This window comes from Kroppenstedtia guangzhouensis (assembly GCF_014637345.1).
GTDB classification, from domain to species: Bacteria; Bacillota; Bacilli; order Thermoactinomycetales; family DSM-45169; genus Kroppenstedtia; species Kroppenstedtia guangzhouensis.
Genome location: NZ_BMEX01000001.1, coordinates 398,658 through 414,279, shown reverse-complemented (window position 1 = coordinate 414,279; position 15,622 = coordinate 398,658). Strand labels below are relative to the sequence as shown.

Here is a 15,622-nt window from a genome sequence, read left to right as displayed (position 1 = left end):
TATCGGCGAAAAGGGCTAGCACTAGGCTAGCCCGGCTCACTCGGCTGACAGGTTTTGTTACGACTTAAATTTTTTCAGTTCTTGTTCATTGGACGGGACTTCGATTTTTTCATCGATGATCTGGCGCTTGTAATCTTCCACTTTTTTCATGATTTTGTCAGGGACATGTTTGTCGGAAGTTTCGGCCGGACCCACTGCATCTTCCTCCAGCCCGAGCTCCACCTGTTTACCACCCGGAAACTTGTCGTTTTCCTTCATATCCTTCATGATATCGAAAACTGCTACATCCACCCGCTTCACCATGGAGGTGAGAGTATGGTCAGGAGCCAATTTGGACTGATCCAGATCAACACCGATCGCCCAATACTTTCCTTTTTCCCGTGTCTTCACTTCGTCGAAGAGACCTTTGCCCACACCCCCGGCGGCATGATAAATGATATCCGCTCCGTCATTGTACATGTTGGAAGCCAAGGAACGGCCTTTGGCCACATCAGTGAAACTCTCCGCGTAGACCACAGTCACTTTCGCCTTGGGATTGACGGCTTGGACACCCGCCCTGAAACCGACTTCAAACTTTTTGATCAGGGGAGAACTTATTCCACCGATAAAGCCCACTTTGTCAGTTTTTGTCATAGAGCCGGCGATCACACCCATCAGGAACGAACCTTCGTGCTCTTTAAAAGTGACAGCAACCACGTTGTCCGGGATCTTTCCCCCCAGATTGTCATCCACGATCCCAAATTTATGGTCCGGAAACTGATCGGCCACTTCCGGAATCGCTTTGTTGAATTTAAAGCCGACTCCCCAGATAATATCTTGTTTTTCCCTGGCAAATCGGGTCAGATTGGGGAGGTAATCCTCATCCCGCTTCGATTCCAGATATTTAATTTTGGCATCCAGATCTTTCTTTGCTTTCTCCATTCCGTCCCAAGCGGATTGGTTAAAGGACTCATCATTGATCCCGCCGGTGTCTGTCACCAAGCCGGCAGAAAAAGCCTCTCCCTTTTCGCCCCCCTGGTTACCGCCGGCACCACAGCCAGTAGCGATGATGAGCAAGATGCTCAGAAACAGGATGCCCCAGGATTTTCTTTTCATTTTAGCGACCCCCTTGAGTATATTGACAGCTTCCGACAATCGGGGATGCATCCTCCCCCAAGTCCGGGATAAACGGCTTGTCCGGGATTGAAGTGAAACCGTTTTCCCTTATGCCGGTTTCATGTCCCTTTATTGTTATACCATGCTGGTTACCCGATTGACCAGCCGTTTTATCAAACCACCGGTCTAAGATATATGTTGTTTGGATAATTGTTCCGGTGTCATCAATACCTCCCGCGGTTTACTCCCTTCATAGGGACCGACGATCCCGCGTTCCTCCATATAGTCGATCAATCGGGCTGCCCGGGTGTAACCGACACGCAGACGACGTTGCAACAAGGATACGGAAGCGGTCTTGGCTTCCACCACAAGCTGGACTGCCTGGGGGAAGAGTTCATCTTCCACTTCTTCGCCCACATCCTCCGTTTCTCCCTCATTGGGAATCATTTCTTCATGATAACGGACTTGCTGTTGCTGCTTCACATGGCGGACCACGGCTTCCACCTCCTGATCTGAGACAAAAGATCCCTGCACCCGGGTCGGTTTGGAGGCCCCCACCGGAAGGTAGAGCATATCCCCTCTGCCCAACAATTTTTCCGCTCCACCCATATCCAAGATGGTGCGCGAGTCGGCTTGGGAGGAAACACCGAAGGCAATTCGTGACGGAATGTTTGCTTTGATCAATCCGGTGATCACATCCACTGAAGGTCGCTGGGTGGCGATAATCAGATGGATCCCCGCCGCCCTCGCCATTTGCGCCAGCCGACAAATCGCATCCTCCACATCCGCCGGTGCTGCCATCATCAGATCGGCCAATTCGTCGATAATCACCACAATGTATGGCAAAATCGGTTTTCCTTTTTCTTTGCCGGCCAGTTGGTTATATCGGTCGATATCCCGCGCTCCGGTTTCGGCAAACATCTTATACCGCTTCTCCATCTCGGCCACCACCTTTTTCAGAGCGACGGCAGCCTTGCGGGCATCTGTCACGACAGGGGCCAACAGATGTGGAATTCCGTTGTAAATATTCAGCTCCACCATTTTGGGATCGATCATCATAAACTTCACTTCATGGGGCTTTGCCTTATACAAGATACTGCAAATGATATCATTTATGCAGACACTCTTGCCCGAACCCGTCGCACCTGCCACCAACAGGTGGGGCATCTTCGTAAGATCCCCCACGATCGGTTCCCCGGAGATATCCCTACCCAACCCGATGGATAGCTTGGAGATCGCCTCATGATATTGGGAGCTCTCCAATACATCCCTGAGACCCACGATGGAAACTTCCCGATTGGGTACCTCGATTCCCAGCGCGGATTTGCCCGGGATCGGCGCCTCGATACGAATATCTTTCGCAGCCAGAGCAAGGGCGATATCGTCTGCCAAATTGACAATCCGGCTTACCTTCACTCCCGTATCCGGGTGAATTTCATAGCGGGTCACCGCTGGTCCCCTGTGAATCTGGGTCACTTTTGCTTTTACTCCAAAACTGCCCAGCGTAGCCTCCAATTTGCGGGCATTGTCAGTCATTCCCCTGTGATCCTGCTGCCTACTGCTTTTTTCTGTCTTTTCCAGAAGAGTGAAGGAAGGTAACCGATACTCGGGAAGATCCTGTTCTTTGTTGAACCGGACCACCACTGCCTCCTCCCCCGCCTCCTTCTCTGCGGAAGCTTTTGTATTCACCTTCTGCTTAGGGAAGAGTTCCGGTTGTTCCGGCGGCGGTGGAGATGTCTCTTCCTTCTCGGAAAAATCGTGGATAACCGGAATCTCAGGAGTCGCCGCAGTTTTTGGACGACTCTCCTCCGTCTTGGTTTTTCGGGGGCGCTTCCGTGCTTTTTCCCCCTCCTTTACCCGGGAAGAGGAAAAGCGTCGAATCAGTTGACCTTTCCATTCCCGAATCAAACCTCTCCACCACTCTTTGAGGGACTTCAGACTGTTCACATACGAAAATCCCGTCGCCAACAGTACCCCTGCCATCCCGAGAGCGATGACTGCCAAGGTGGAGCCCGATCGATCAAAAAGAAATTGGAACAGGGCATATCCCAAAGCCCCGACCATTCCCCCTCCGATATCTGTGGGCAGTCGGGAATTTCTCTCTTCCAGCACCCGATCCAAAGTCACAGAAAGGACGGGCCCTCCTTGTCCCCGTGATTCCAAAGTATCAAAGGTGTCCATATGGTTCCAGATTAAAAACGCGAGGATGATCAGCAGGATCCCCGTCCAACGGGCTGACCAGCGATCCGGCCAACTCCGTTTCACCATCACCCGCACAGCCAGGACCATCCCTCCCAGAGGAAGAAGAAAGCCCCAACTGCCGAAAAAAAAGCGGGACAAATACCACAGCGAACGGCCCACAGCTCCCAGACCGGCGATCGCCAACAAAGACAGGGTGAACAGAATGATTCCGTATAATTCAAACAGGATCGCTTTGGAAATCCCACCCGAACCTTTTTTCTTTTTCTTCCCCATAACCGACCACCTTTTCCTATCCAAACCATGCCTGTTCTCATTATAACATGGTAAGACCCTCCAGTAGTCCACCGGAGGGCAAAAGATGGTTCAAGACTTCAGACTGACCCTGGATCCCGGTTGATAACGGGGATCCAGGTAATGTGCAGGATCCGTGGACAACAGTCGGAGAATCCGTCCTTCCCCCGCGCCATCCACCTCTACCATCATAGATACTCCTTCGACGAGGACTTCCCGGATTTTCGGTTCCGGTTGAGCGGGATCCTGCAAAGCGACTTCAGCGGGAATCACAGAGTAATAGATCACTGGACCATACCACCTTGGCGGTTCAACTCGATCCTGTGATTCAGTTCCTCCAATGCTTCAGCCAATCCGCCGACACGGTCTATCAGCCCGTGCTTCACCGCATCGGCACCAATTACATTGGTCCCGATGTCCCGGGCCAGTTCACCGGTTCGGAACATCAATTCCCGGAATTGCTCTTCGGTGATCTTCGAATGGTCGGAAACAAACCGGATCACCCGATCCTGCATTTTTTCCATGTACTCAAAGGTTTGTGGAACCCCTACCACCATCCCGGTCAGACGGACAGGATGGACCGTCATCGTCGCTGTTTCCGCTATGAAGGAGGTATCCGCGGAAACGGCGATGGGAACACCGATGCTGTGTCCGCCCCCCAATACGAGAGAGACTGTCGGTTTACTCATGGAAGCGATCATTTCAGCGAGAGCCAACCCCGCCTCCACATCCCCCCCGACGGTGTTCAGGATGATAATCACACCTTCGATATTCCGGTTCTGCTCCGCCGCCACAATCTGAGGGATCACGTGTTCATATTTCGTGGTCTTGTTTTGCGCTGGCATGACCAAGTGACCTTCCACTTGTCCGATGATAGAAAGGCAATGGATATTGGACTCCAATTGTGGAACGTTGGACTGGCCCAACTGCTGAATCGCATCGACGATCCCTTTCTTTCCCTCCCCTTTGGGCTCCGGGTCCTGCTCCCGGGGCTTTTGGGGACCCGGCTGCGATGGTTGCACTGCGGGATTTACATCGGATTTGTTGTTCATACTCATCCCCCTTTTCCACCCGTAGTATGGGAGGAAACAAGAAAACACATACCCGAAGATTTCGATCCCCGTCCAACCTGATCCGTTCACTGCAGCTGGAATCAAAGTCCAAAACCATCGTTTGTCTCAAACCATCACAGTTCAAAAATCATAGTCTATGATGGGACCCCTAAAAGCGTTGTAAAAAAATACGTCACAGGGAGGATTGGGTTTCACATGGGGCGTCTTTGGCTCGAGAGAAACCTGATCCCGACCGACTGAGTATTGAGGTGAAAGAAGTGTATCCCATGCGGTTGGGCCGGTTAGCCTCATTGATCGGGGGACGACTGTTGCGAGGAAGCCCCCGAACACCTGTCAAGCAGGCCACTTATGGCAAGACCCGGCATTTGAAAGAAAGGGTTGTCTTGTTCTTCAATCCCCGAAAAAATGCGGAAAAACAATTAGCGTCACTTCAGAGAAAAAGGAGCGCCGGCGTTATCTGCCCTGCGGGTTGGAGCAGAAAGATTCCGTCTTCCCATGCGGTCATTGAAGTGTCCGATTCAAAAAAGGCCCTTTGGAAGCTGGTCCATTGGCTAAGAGCCCAATCCCGGGCCGTCTTTATCGGAATTACCGGCAGTGCGGGCAAAACAACCACCAAGGAAATGACTGCGTCGATCCTGAGTACCAAGTACAAAGTGCTAAAATCCGTCGCCAATAACAACTTATATTCCCTCATGCCCCAAAATCTGATCCAACTGCACCCCGATCATCAAGTGGTAGTTTTGGAGATGGGAATGGCCGGTTTCGGAAATATCCGTAAGCAGTGTGGTGTCGCCAAACCTTCCCTTGGAATTGTCACCAATGTAGGCGAGGCTCACGTCGGGAAGTTGGGCCACTCGTTGGCCAATGTGGCACGTGCCAAACAGGAGCTGATCAACGGACTGACGCGAGGGGGAACACTCATACTGAATGCAGATGATCCCGGCAGCAAACGTCTCAGTACCCGAGGATTCCGTGGAAAGGTGATCACCTTGGGAATCAAAAATCCGGCAACCATCCGGGCGACCCGGGTAAAATACACGAAAAACGGGATGTCCTTTTACATCGGAAAAGTTCCCTATCAAATTCCAATTTGGGGACGACATAACGTATACAATGCTCTTGCCGCCATAGCCGTCGCCAGGCAACTGAATGTGCCCACTCCATGGATCCAAAAAGGGTTGCGATCTTTCCCGGCGCCACGGATGCGACTCCAAAGAATCAAAGGAATCAAAAATTGGTTGTTGATCAACGATTGTTACAATGCGAATCCTTCTGCGATGATTGCAGGGCTAAAGGTTCTGATGCGGGTTGCAGAAAAAAAACACAGTGTTGCAGTTTTGGGGGATATGCATTCATTGGGGAAACTGTCCCTCGAGAGTCACAGGAAGGTGGGCAAATTTGTGGCCAGATTAAATCCCTCGGCCCTAATCACCGTCGGACCCCAAGCAATAGAAATCGCAAAGGGAGCTTCTTTAGCCGGATACAAAGGGAAGATCCACTCCTTGCCCAATCAACCGGCAAAAGTGGCAAATTATCTCCGTAAAAATGTTCCTAAAGGTTCCGTATTGTATTTCAAGGCTTCACGAAACACCGCCCTTGAAAAAACAGTGAACAAAATTCGTGCTAAATAATTAAAAAGCCGCCATCCCCGCAAACAGGGACGGCAGCTTTCCTGCAGATGAAAGTTCACACTTCCATGATAATCGGAAGGATCATTGGACGTCGCCGGGTCTTGTCGTAAAGAAAACGACTGAGGGCATCCCTGATGCTCGTCTTGAGCGAAGCCCACTCGCTGACCCGTTCGTTTGCACATTTTTCCATCGTTTGAGTGACAATGCGGTTGGCTTCATCCAGCAGTTTTTCTGATTCGCGCACATAGACGAAGCCACGTGAAATGATATCGGGTCCGGACAGGATTTTTCCATTGTTTTTGCTCAGGGTGACTACAACTACGAGGATGCCGTCCTGAGACAGCAACTTACGATCGCGAAGAACAATATTCCCCACGTCTCCGACACCTAGTCCGTCAATCAAGACATTGCCCGTCTGAACCTTGACTCCATAACGCGCTTTTCCGCCCGAGAATTCGACAACATCTCCGTTTTCACAGATGAAGATATGTTCCGGACGGACTCCGACAGTTTCGGCAAGTTGGGCGTGAGCACGCTGCATCCGGTGCTCACCATGAATCGGGATAAAATATTTCGGTTTGATCAGATTCAGCATGAGTTTCAAATCTTCCTGGGAGCCGTGGCCGGACACGTGGACACCATGCTGGGAGGTGGTGCTGTATACCACATTGGCCCCGACCCGAAAGAGTTGATCCACAGTACGGGCCACCGTTTTTTCATTTCCCGGGATGGGAGTGGCAGCCAACACCACCGTATCGCCAGGGAGGATTTCAATTTTTCTGTGAGAGCCATGGGCCATCCGCGTCAAGGCGGACATGGGTTCTCCCTGGCTTCCTGTGGACATGACCGTCACTTTGTGGGCAGGAAGGCGATTAATATCGTCAGTGTCAATCAGAAGGTCGGGGGGAACACGCAAATAGCCCAATTCCATTCCGATATTGACCACATTGACCATGCTCCGCCCCACAACCGCCAGCTTTCGCTGGTACAGATCCGACGCATCCACCACTTGTTGGATCCGGTGAATATTGGAAGCGAAAGTGGCTACAATCACCCGTTGTTTTGCTTTCCGGAACACCTCTTCCAAAGCCTCACCGACAGTCCACTCCGAACCTGTGAAGCCCGGCCGTTCCGCATTGGTGCTGTCGGAAAGAAGGCATAGAACACCCTTTTTTCCAATTTCAGCCATCTGATGCATATCGGCGGCTTGACCATTGACAGGGGTCATATCAAACTTGAAGTCGCCAGTGTGAACCACCCTGCCCTCCGGTGTTTCCAAACAAATCCCGACAGCGTCGGGAATGCTGTGGTTCACCTTGAAGAAAGTCGCCTGGATCGACCCCAGCTTCACTTCCGATCGGTTATTGATAATCACCCGTTTGGTCTTGTTCAGCAGATGGGCTTCACGGAGTTTGTGTTCCACCAAGCCCATGGTCAGCTTGGTTCCGTATACCGGTACGTTCAATTCTCTCAGAATATAAGGAAGGCCGCCGATATGGTCCTCATGCCCGTGCGTCAGGAGTATACCGCGCACTTTGTCGCGATTCTCCAACAGATATGTGATATCCGGTATCACCACATCGATCCCCAGCATCTCTTCTTCCGGAAACATCAACCCGGAATCGATCACCACGATGTCGTCCCCGTACCGGATCACATACATGTTTTTCCCGATTTCGTCCAACCCACCGAGAGCAAAAACAGATAGTTTGCTTCGTGAGTTGTTTTTCGTCAAGAAAGTTTCCTCCTGTAATGTATTCAATTGTAGTTCACCCAAAAAAACCGCACCAAGTCACTTAGGTGTATTATACACGATCTATAAAGAAGCTTTCAAGAAAGCTTCCGGAAATGAGCCAGCAACGAAATCTTCCGAACATACAATTCACCAAAAGCCTCGCCTCACATCGGACAGGCCCTTATCACACCTGGGTTTATCTGTTACAAAAAAACAGCCGGATCCAGGGGATCCGGCTGTTGAATGTTAAAACAGTTTGTTCATCCGTCGGAGAAGCGAATGCATGTGGTCTTTTTCTGACGGCTTGAGCGAAACGAGCGGCAGGCGGACTGAATCGCCGCAGATCTTCATCAACGACAGGGCATACTTCAACGGTGCCGGGCTGGAAGTCATGAAGAGCGCTTGGATCAAGGGGACGAGACGGCGCTGTATTTGACCTGCCCGATCCACGTTCCCACGGAGAAAGGAATCCACCATCTCCTTCATCTCTTCACCAACCACGTGGCTGGCCACACTCACAACTCCGGCTCCTCCTGCGGAGAGATACGGAACCGTCAACTCATCCATCCCGCTGTATACAGCAACATCCTCCCGCTTCCGCTCCACCAGTTCCATCACCTGAACCAAATCACCGCTGGACTCCTTGATCGAGGTGATGTTATCCACATCATGGGTCAGGCGGACCATGGTATCCACACTCATATTGACCGCACTCCGACCAGGAATGTTATATAACATGACCGGGAGCGAGGTGGATTGGGCCACCGTTTTGAAATGTTGGTACAACCCCTCCTGCGTCGGTTTGTTATAGTAAGGAACCACCAGCATCACGCCGTCCGCACCCGCTTCTTCCGCTTCTTGGGTCAATTGAGCCGAGGAAGCGGTATCGTTGCTGCCGGAACCTGCAATCACTCTTACACGCCCGTCCGCTTTTTGGACCACATACCGGATCAGCTCCAGCTTCTCCCCGTGAGTCAGCGTGGGTGATTCCCCTGTCGTCCCTGCAACGACAATGGAATCAGTGCCGGCACCGATCAAGTGTTCCAGAACAGAATCGACACTCGGCCAATCAATGGTCCCGCTGTTCGTCATGGGAGTGATCATAGCAGTCAGAAGTCTGCCAAATTCCACGGTGTCCATCCCCCTAAATCCCGATCTGATCATAATGTAATTCTGTGTATACGTGACCTTGATTATGAGCTCATATGAACATTATGAAGCTCAAATTTCTGATGCAGAGAGCGGACCGCCTGAACCATGTCCTCTCCCGGAACCAGCACCCAAATCGTGGCGTGGGAGTCGGCCGATTGGAGGATTTGGATATCCTCTTGCGTCAAAGCTTCGGCGATCCGGGACATCACCCCCGGCACACCGGCAATCCCCGCACCCACCACTGAAATCTTGGCACAGTGACGCACCAGTTCCGGTTCCAGCTCCAGAGAGAACAAAATCTCCTCTGCCCGGTCCGCCACCCGATCATAGACCGTATAGGCCACTCCGCTGGGATTAATATTGATAAAGTCCACACTGATCCCGTTCTCAGCCATCGCCTTGAACACTTTTAACTGAAGATCGTACTGCCCCTCCTTGGCAGGCACCTTCACCTGAGTCACTTGGGGCACATGTGTGATCCCGGTTATGAGACGATCGTGAAACTCTCTGCCCGGTTGATCCCGAAGATGGGTACTGGTTACCAACGTTCCAGGATGATCACTCATGGTGGAGCGCACCCGGATGGGAACATTGGTCTGCATGGCCAGCTCCACGGCCCGGGGGTGAATCACCTTGGCACCCTGGAAGGCGAGGTTGCAAATTTCAGAGTAGGTGACTGTATCCAAAGGAGCAGCATCTTCCACAATCCGGGGATCAGCTGTCATAATGCCTTCCACATCGGTGAAAATATCCACGGTATCCGCCTGCAGGGCAACGCCCAAGGCTGTAGCTGTCGTGTCGCTCCCACCCCGACCCAGTGTGGTGATCTCCCCGTCTGTGGTTTTTCCCTGAAAACCGGCCAGAACCACCACCCGACCCTGTTCCAGTTCATGTCGGACCCGGGTCGGATTCACCGTGAGGATTTGAGCGTTGTTGTATTGATTATTGGTGATAATTCCCGCTTGGCCACCGGTCAATACGGTGTTGGGAATCCCTTCCCGGTTTAAAATGCCGGACAAGGTTGACGCGGAGATAATCTCTCCGCAGGAAAGCAATAAATCCTGTTCACGGGGTGACAAAGGATCACCGTTCTCTGAAACCAGATCCAAAAATGTATCCGTGGCATAGGGATCCCCCTTGCGTCCCATCGCCGAGACCACCACGACCACCCTGTAATCCTCATCCAGAGCTTTCCGGATATGATGGATCACCCGGCTCCGGCGTTCCGGGGTAGCCACGGAAGTACCTCCGAATTTTTGTACACGGATTCTCATGAGACAATCCCTTCTTCGTTTGGATCAAACCAGATGTTCTGCGATTTGAACGGCGTTGGTTGCTGCACCTTTCAGAAGGTTGTCGGCCACCACCCAAAAATTGAGACCCCTTGGATGGACTGTGTCTTTCCGAACCCGACCGACAAAAACTTCATCCCGTCCGGTTGCCTCCAAAGGCATCGGATAAACTTGATGATGAAGATCGTCCTGCAGAATGATTCCCTCGGCCTGTTGAAATGCCTCGCGCACTTCCTCCAGTTGGAAATCCCGCTTCAACTCGACGTAGACGGATTCACTGTGACCCCGGGAGACCGGAACGCGGACACAAGTGGCCGTCACTCCGATGGACTCGTCGCCGAAAATCTTCATTGTTTCCCGGACCATCTTCATCTCTTCCAGGGTGAAACCGTTCTCCTCGGCCACGTCGCATTGCGGAATGGCGTTGAAAGCGATTTGATAGTGCCGGGGCAGTTTGCCCACAGGCATAATTTCTTTCACCGCTTCCTTACCGTCCAGCACAGACCGGGACTGCTCTCTCAATTCCTCCATTGCGGCCGCCCCGGATCCCGAGACTGCCTGGTAGGTGGACACAATCACCCGGTCCAAACCAAACCGATCATAAAGGGGCTTCAAAGCCACGACCATCTGAATCGTCGAACAGTTGGGGTTGGCTATAATTCCTTGATGATTGTCAATTTCAGTCGCGTTCACTTCCGGCACGATCAGGGGAACCTTCGGATCCATTCGGAATGCATTGGTGTTGTCGACTACAATGGCTCCCCGTTTCACAGCTTCGGGAGCAAAAGCTTCACTCACACCTCCGCCCGCGCTAAAAAGAGCGATATCCACTCCTTTGAAGGCCTCAGGAGATGCCAGTTGCACCTCCACTTCCTCTCCCTTGAAACGGACCTTTTTGCCGGCGGATCGACTGGATGCAAGCAAGCGGAGCTCTTTCACAGGAAAGGAACGTCTCTCCAGGTTTCTCAAGATCTGCTCTCCGACAGCACCTGTCGCTCCCAGAACAGCCACAGTTACTTCCTTTGACGGCATAAAATATAATCCCCCTCATTTTCCTCAGCCAGATGCGTGGGATCTCTCCGGTGATGAGATCAGGCCGACGCATATCTTTCGCAAACTATCAATCCCTATCTATTATGAGGTTAAATCCCGGTATTTTTCAACTATCAATGGTTGGATTTGCTTCCCCGTCAAAGCCGCTTCAATTGTCTCCGGAATCCATTCCATTCGGGCTACCAGGGAGTTCGGTTTCTGTTCAGGGGCATCCTGGCCGAAGGGGACGAAATAGATGTATTTTGCCGGCAACAAACGAGCCAGATTGGCTGCATTGAGTCCCAGGGCATCATTAGTGGAAATGGCAAGAACCACGGGACGCCGGTTTCTCATCTGGGCTTTGGCCCCCATCAGAACCGGACCGTCCGTTAAGGCATTGGCCAACCGGGCCATGCTGTTTCCTGTGCAGGGAGCGATCAACATGCAATCGAGCAACTTTTTGGGACCGATCGGTTCCGCCTCCGGAACTGTGGTGATCATCTTTTCATCAGTGATCCCACGAATTTTGTCCAGCCATTCCCGTGCTTCGCCGAATTTGCTGTCCACTGTTTGAACTGTATGTGAAAGAATCGGGATCACCCGTGCCCCCAGATCAACCAAGCGCTTCATTTGAGGCAGCACTTCATCATAAGTGCAATGGGAACCAGTCATTCCAAATCCGATCGTTTTTCCTTGGAGATTCATTCTTGTATCACCCTTCCTCACCCAATTCTTCCTCCATCAGGCGGGTGATGGTCCGAGCCAAAATCCTGCCCGCCGTCTTAGATGCGACAATTCCAGGCAGGCTGGGAGCCAGCATCGCTTTGATCCCCCGTTTTTCCGCAAAGGTAAAATCGGTTCCCCCCGGCTTAGAAGCCAAGTCGATAATCACACAAGCATAGGACATCCGGTTCAACACCTTCCCCGTCACCACCGGGGCGGGTACTGTGTTGAACAGAAGGTCCAAGTCCCCCACTTGGCTTGGAAGATCCTTCATCAGAAAAGGGGAGAGTCCCATCTCCTCCGCCCGGGCCACATGATCCGGGCTCCGGACCCCCACCTTCACCCGGGCCCCGAGAGCATGCAACGTCCGGCAAAGAGTCATCCCCACTCTTCCCAGCCCTAAAACGGCACAGGTGGAACCGTGGATGGTGATGTTGGTGTTTTGGATCGCCAACATCAAAGCCCCCTCCACAGTGGGAATCGAATTATAAATGGCTACATCATCCCGCGTCAACAATTCCACCAGACGTACGGAATACTTCTCACAAAGGCTTTTCAGATAAGGTTTCGCCATTCCTGCGAACACAATAGCGTGGTCCGGCAATGCGGATATATGCTCTTCTGTCAAAACGATTCGCCGCTGGGTGAAAATACTATCCACCAGCCCATGATCATCGGTGCCCACGATGGGCAAGATCATCATATCCACCGATTTGGCGAACTGGGTGCTCAGCTCGCGGTTGACAGCACCGCTGAATGGGCTTTGCAGATTGTCGAATCCGATCAGGCTGACTTTCGCATTCCCTTCGATGCAACTTTTGATCACTTCCAGTTGCCTGGCATCGCCACCGATGAATGCGATATGTTTCCCGGTCAACATCTCCCCTGTAAAACCCCTTTCCCGGGGGAGCACCCCTTGAAAACGGGGACACCCTCACTGAGAAGTCTCCGCTTTTGCATCATATGAGAGGAGAGCAGCCACGGTTACCGGAACTTCAGCCTGTTCATACGAAAAAACCGGGCGCAGAGTTCGCCCGGGTCCAAAAACGGGATCAGTTTAATAGGAACGCTCTCCCCCTTCTACAATCACCATCTCGGGGCCGATCTTCCGGATGTGACCCCATGCGATCTTTCGTGTCCCCTGCTTTTTCCCAAACCAGGAAGTCCCCACAGGCAACAGCAGAGAACGGATTTCCCCGGTTCGGGAATCGATCACCAGATCCGCCTGGCCCACAGACCCGATCCGTTCCCCGCCCGCCACATCAATCAATTCCTTTTCCGCAAATTCACTGAAACGCATCTGGATCCCCCCTGCTGCAGTCTATCGATCAGGGACAGGACTTATGACAACCTCCCATCAGTAACAAACGTTTCTCTTTCAAGAGGAAATCTCTGCAAGCATAGCTCTCGCAGAAAAGACGCTTCCATCCTTCACTGCGGCCCCCATGTCCTTTATCGAGCTGTTCACGGAAAGGGTTTATACCACATGAAATAGATAATGATAAAACCCTCTCTTAACGAGAGGATTTTGTTGTAGCAAACCAGCATTCATTTTCCAACGCCTGTTTTCCAGTGAATAAACACCCTGAATGAGTATTTCCGCCCCATTCCATACGGAAGGGAGGCCGCTTGAAACAGGCAGCTTGATCCAATCGATCTCCTCTTGAGCCACCCTATCCTTTTCTCTTGTCACTTGCCCGTGTGGCCAAATCCACCGGACCCGCGATCGGTGGAGCTCAGCTTTTCCTTTTCCATCAGTCGAACCGAAAGAACCTGCTGGAACACCAGCTGAGCGATTCTCTCCCCGCGCCGGACCACAAAGGGCTTTTTGCCCAGGTTATGGAGAATGACGGAAATCTCCCCCCGGTAATCCGCATCGATGGTTCCCGGAGAATTCAACAGCGTGACCCCGTGTTTCAAAGCCAAGCCACTGCGGGGGCGGACTTGTGCTTCCATCCCGGTCGGCATCTCCAAGGCGATCCCCGTGGGGACCAACCCCCACTCTCCGGGTTCCAACCGGAGTTCATCCCTGAGCGCCGCAGACAGGTCGAAACCGCTCGCCCCTTCCGACATCCGCTCAGGCAAAGACAAATCTTCATTTCCGGGCAGCTTTTTGATTCCCACCTCAAAGTACAAGAGCGTCCCTCCTGAAAGCCGTGGGAAGGGCACCCTCCGGCGAAATGATGGAGAAGGCCATCGGCTGGGAAAAAACCCTCTGTGCCGCTTTCAGAAGATCCTGGCAAGTCAGACTTTCCACTGCTGCCACCACTTCATCGAGGGATTTGTGACGACCCAGAAGGAGCTCGTTTTTTCCAAGGCGGCTCATCCGGTTGTTGGTGCTCTCCAGGCTCATCATTATGCTTCCCTTCAACTGTTCTTTTCCTTTTCGCAGTTCCTCTTCAGTCACGCCATCTTCCCGCAACTCTTTTAAAATACGAAGGAGAATTTCGATCACTTCATTTTCCTGACCGGGCGCCGTTCCGGCGTAAACCGTGAATAAACCTGTATCACTGTAGGCACTGTGGTAAGAGAAGACCGAGTAGGCCAACCCCCGTTCTTCCCGCACTTCCTGAAAAAGACGGGAGCTCATGTTTCCACCTAGTAAGTTGTTCAACAAATTAAACGAATAAATTTGAGGATCCCCAACAGAAACACCGGCAAGCCCGATACAAAAATGGGACTGCTCTGTCGCTTTGCGGCGGATGGAACTTCCAGCGGTGAACAACGGGACACCACTCATTGAACCAGCTTTTCCCTCCACTTGGAATCCACCAAAGCGTTCTGCGATCCATTCCTGATAATGTTCCGGCAAATTTCCCGCAAGTGCAATCACCAACTGATCGGGACGGTAATGCTTCCCCTTGTACTCCAGTAAGAGAGAACGGTTAAAACCCTGAACATTTTCCACATTTCCGAGGACCCCATATCCGAGAGAATGATTTTCCATGGCAGCTGCGGAGAGATAGTCGTGAACCACATCGTCCGGTGTGTCTTCCACCATCCGAATCTCTTCTTCCACCACTTTTTGCTCTTTTTCTATCTCCTCCGGATCAAACAGGGATTCAAAAAACATATCCGCCAACACATCGATCGCGATTTCCAGATGCTCATCCAACACTTTGGCGTAATAACAGGTCATCTCCTTCGATGTGAAGGCGTTCACCTGCCCGCCGATTTCATCAAAGGTTTCCGCCAGTTGACGGGCGGTCCGCTTCTTGGTTCCTTTGAAAAGCATGTGCTCCAAAAAATGAGAAATCCCGTTGTTCTCCTCTGTCTCCCAACGGGATCCGGCTCCGATCCACAGTCCGAAAGCTACCGACCGGACATGCGGAATCGATTCCGCCACCACCCGGACCCCATTGGGAAGCTGATATCTCTGAATCACTTTTTATGCGT

Annotated in this window: 14 protein-coding genes; 1 reads left to right on the top strand and 13 read right to left on the bottom strand. The window is 52.0% G+C overall.

Annotation, left to right across the window (positions count from 1 at the left end):
- Positions 1-57: 57 nt before the first annotated feature.
- The 4 genes from IEV46_RS02120 to IEV46_RS02105 all read right to left on the bottom strand — a co-directional run bounded on the left by IEV46_RS02120 (position 58) and on the right by IEV46_RS02105 (position 4,646).
- A complete protein-coding gene (locus IEV46_RS02120; RefSeq protein ID WP_188429325.1) occupies positions 58-1,095 on the bottom strand; it encodes a BMP family lipoprotein in 1,038 nt (345 codons plus the stop codon).
- Positions 1,096-1,281: 186 nt separating this feature from the next.
- Positions 1,282-3,570: an FtsK/SpoIIIE family DNA translocase gene (locus IEV46_RS02115; protein WP_188429323.1), complete on the bottom strand. Its 2,289-nt coding sequence runs from the start codon at positions 3,568-3,570 to the stop codon at positions 1,282-1,284.
- A 90-nt stretch (positions 3,571-3,660) separates the two neighbouring features.
- The gene (locus tag IEV46_RS02110) at positions 3,661-3,876 is read right to left on the bottom strand and encodes a YlzJ-like family protein (RefSeq protein ID WP_188429321.1); all 216 of its coding nucleotides are present in this window, start codon (positions 3,874-3,876) and stop codon (positions 3,661-3,663) included.
- Positions 3,873-4,646 (bottom strand): ClpP family protease, encoded by a 774-nt coding sequence (locus IEV46_RS02105; RefSeq protein WP_229735832.1) that lies wholly within the window; start codon positions 4,644-4,646, stop codon positions 3,873-3,875. The genes IEV46_RS02110 and IEV46_RS02105 overlap by 4 nt, the downstream gene beginning before the upstream one ends.
- Positions 4,647-4,867: 221 nt before the next feature.
- Here IEV46_RS02105 and IEV46_RS02100 point away from each other — a divergent pair, with 221 nt between their 5' ends.
- Positions 4,868-6,292 (top strand): UDP-N-acetylmuramoyl-tripeptide--D-alanyl-D-alanine ligase, encoded by a 1,425-nt coding sequence (locus IEV46_RS02100; protein WP_188429319.1) that lies wholly within the window; start codon positions 4,868-4,870, stop codon positions 6,290-6,292.
- A gap of 55 nt (positions 6,293-6,347) precedes the next feature.
- Here IEV46_RS02100 and IEV46_RS02095 read toward each other — a convergent pair whose 3' ends face one another.
- From IEV46_RS02095 to IEV46_RS02055, 9 genes are all read right to left on the bottom strand, one after another.
- On the bottom strand, positions 6,348-8,027 hold the full coding sequence (locus IEV46_RS02095) for a ribonuclease J (protein ID WP_188429317.1): 1,680 nt from the start codon (positions 8,025-8,027) through the stop codon (positions 6,348-6,350).
- A 246-nt stretch (positions 8,028-8,273) separates the two neighbouring features.
- Positions 8,274-9,167, bottom strand: a complete 894-nt coding sequence (dapA, locus tag IEV46_RS02090; protein WP_229735830.1) for a 4-hydroxy-tetrahydrodipicolinate synthase — start codon at positions 9,165-9,167, stop codon at positions 8,274-8,276.
- A gap of 53 nt (positions 9,168-9,220) precedes the next feature.
- On the bottom strand, positions 9,221-10,453 hold the full coding sequence (dapG, locus tag IEV46_RS02085; RefSeq protein ID WP_188429313.1) for an aspartate kinase: 1,233 nt from the start codon (positions 10,451-10,453) through the stop codon (positions 9,221-9,223).
- Between the two features lie 24 nt (positions 10,454-10,477).
- The gene (locus IEV46_RS02080) at positions 10,478-11,503 is read right to left on the bottom strand and encodes an aspartate-semialdehyde dehydrogenase (RefSeq protein ID WP_188429311.1); all 1,026 of its coding nucleotides are present in this window, start codon (positions 11,501-11,503) and stop codon (positions 10,478-10,480) included.
- 102 nt (positions 11,504-11,605) lie between these two features.
- Positions 11,606-12,208, bottom strand: a complete 603-nt coding sequence (locus IEV46_RS02075) for a dipicolinate synthase subunit B (RefSeq protein WP_188429303.1) — start codon at positions 12,206-12,208, stop codon at positions 11,606-11,608.
- Positions 12,209-12,215: 7 nt separating this feature from the next.
- Entirely contained in the window at positions 12,216-13,106 is an 891-nt protein-coding gene (gene dpsA, locus IEV46_RS02070) for a dipicolinate synthase subunit DpsA (RefSeq protein WP_188429297.1), read from the bottom strand.
- Positions 13,107-13,283: 177 nt separating this feature from the next.
- A complete protein-coding gene (locus tag IEV46_RS02065; protein ID WP_188429280.1) occupies positions 13,284-13,526 on the bottom strand; it encodes a YlmC/YmxH family sporulation protein in 243 nt (80 codons plus the stop codon).
- A gap of 389 nt (positions 13,527-13,915) precedes the next feature.
- Positions 13,916-14,362 carry a dUTP diphosphatase gene (gene dut, locus IEV46_RS02060; protein ID WP_188429278.1) on the bottom strand — a complete coding sequence of 149 codons (447 nt, stop codon included), beginning with the start codon at positions 14,360-14,362 and terminating at the stop codon, positions 13,916-13,918.
- Positions 14,352-15,611, bottom strand: a complete 1,260-nt coding sequence (locus tag IEV46_RS02055) for a M16 family metallopeptidase (RefSeq protein WP_188429276.1) — start codon at positions 15,609-15,611, stop codon at positions 14,352-14,354. Before IEV46_RS02055 ends, dut begins: the two co-directional genes overlap by 11 nt.
- Positions 15,612-15,622: the final 11 nt, after the last annotated feature.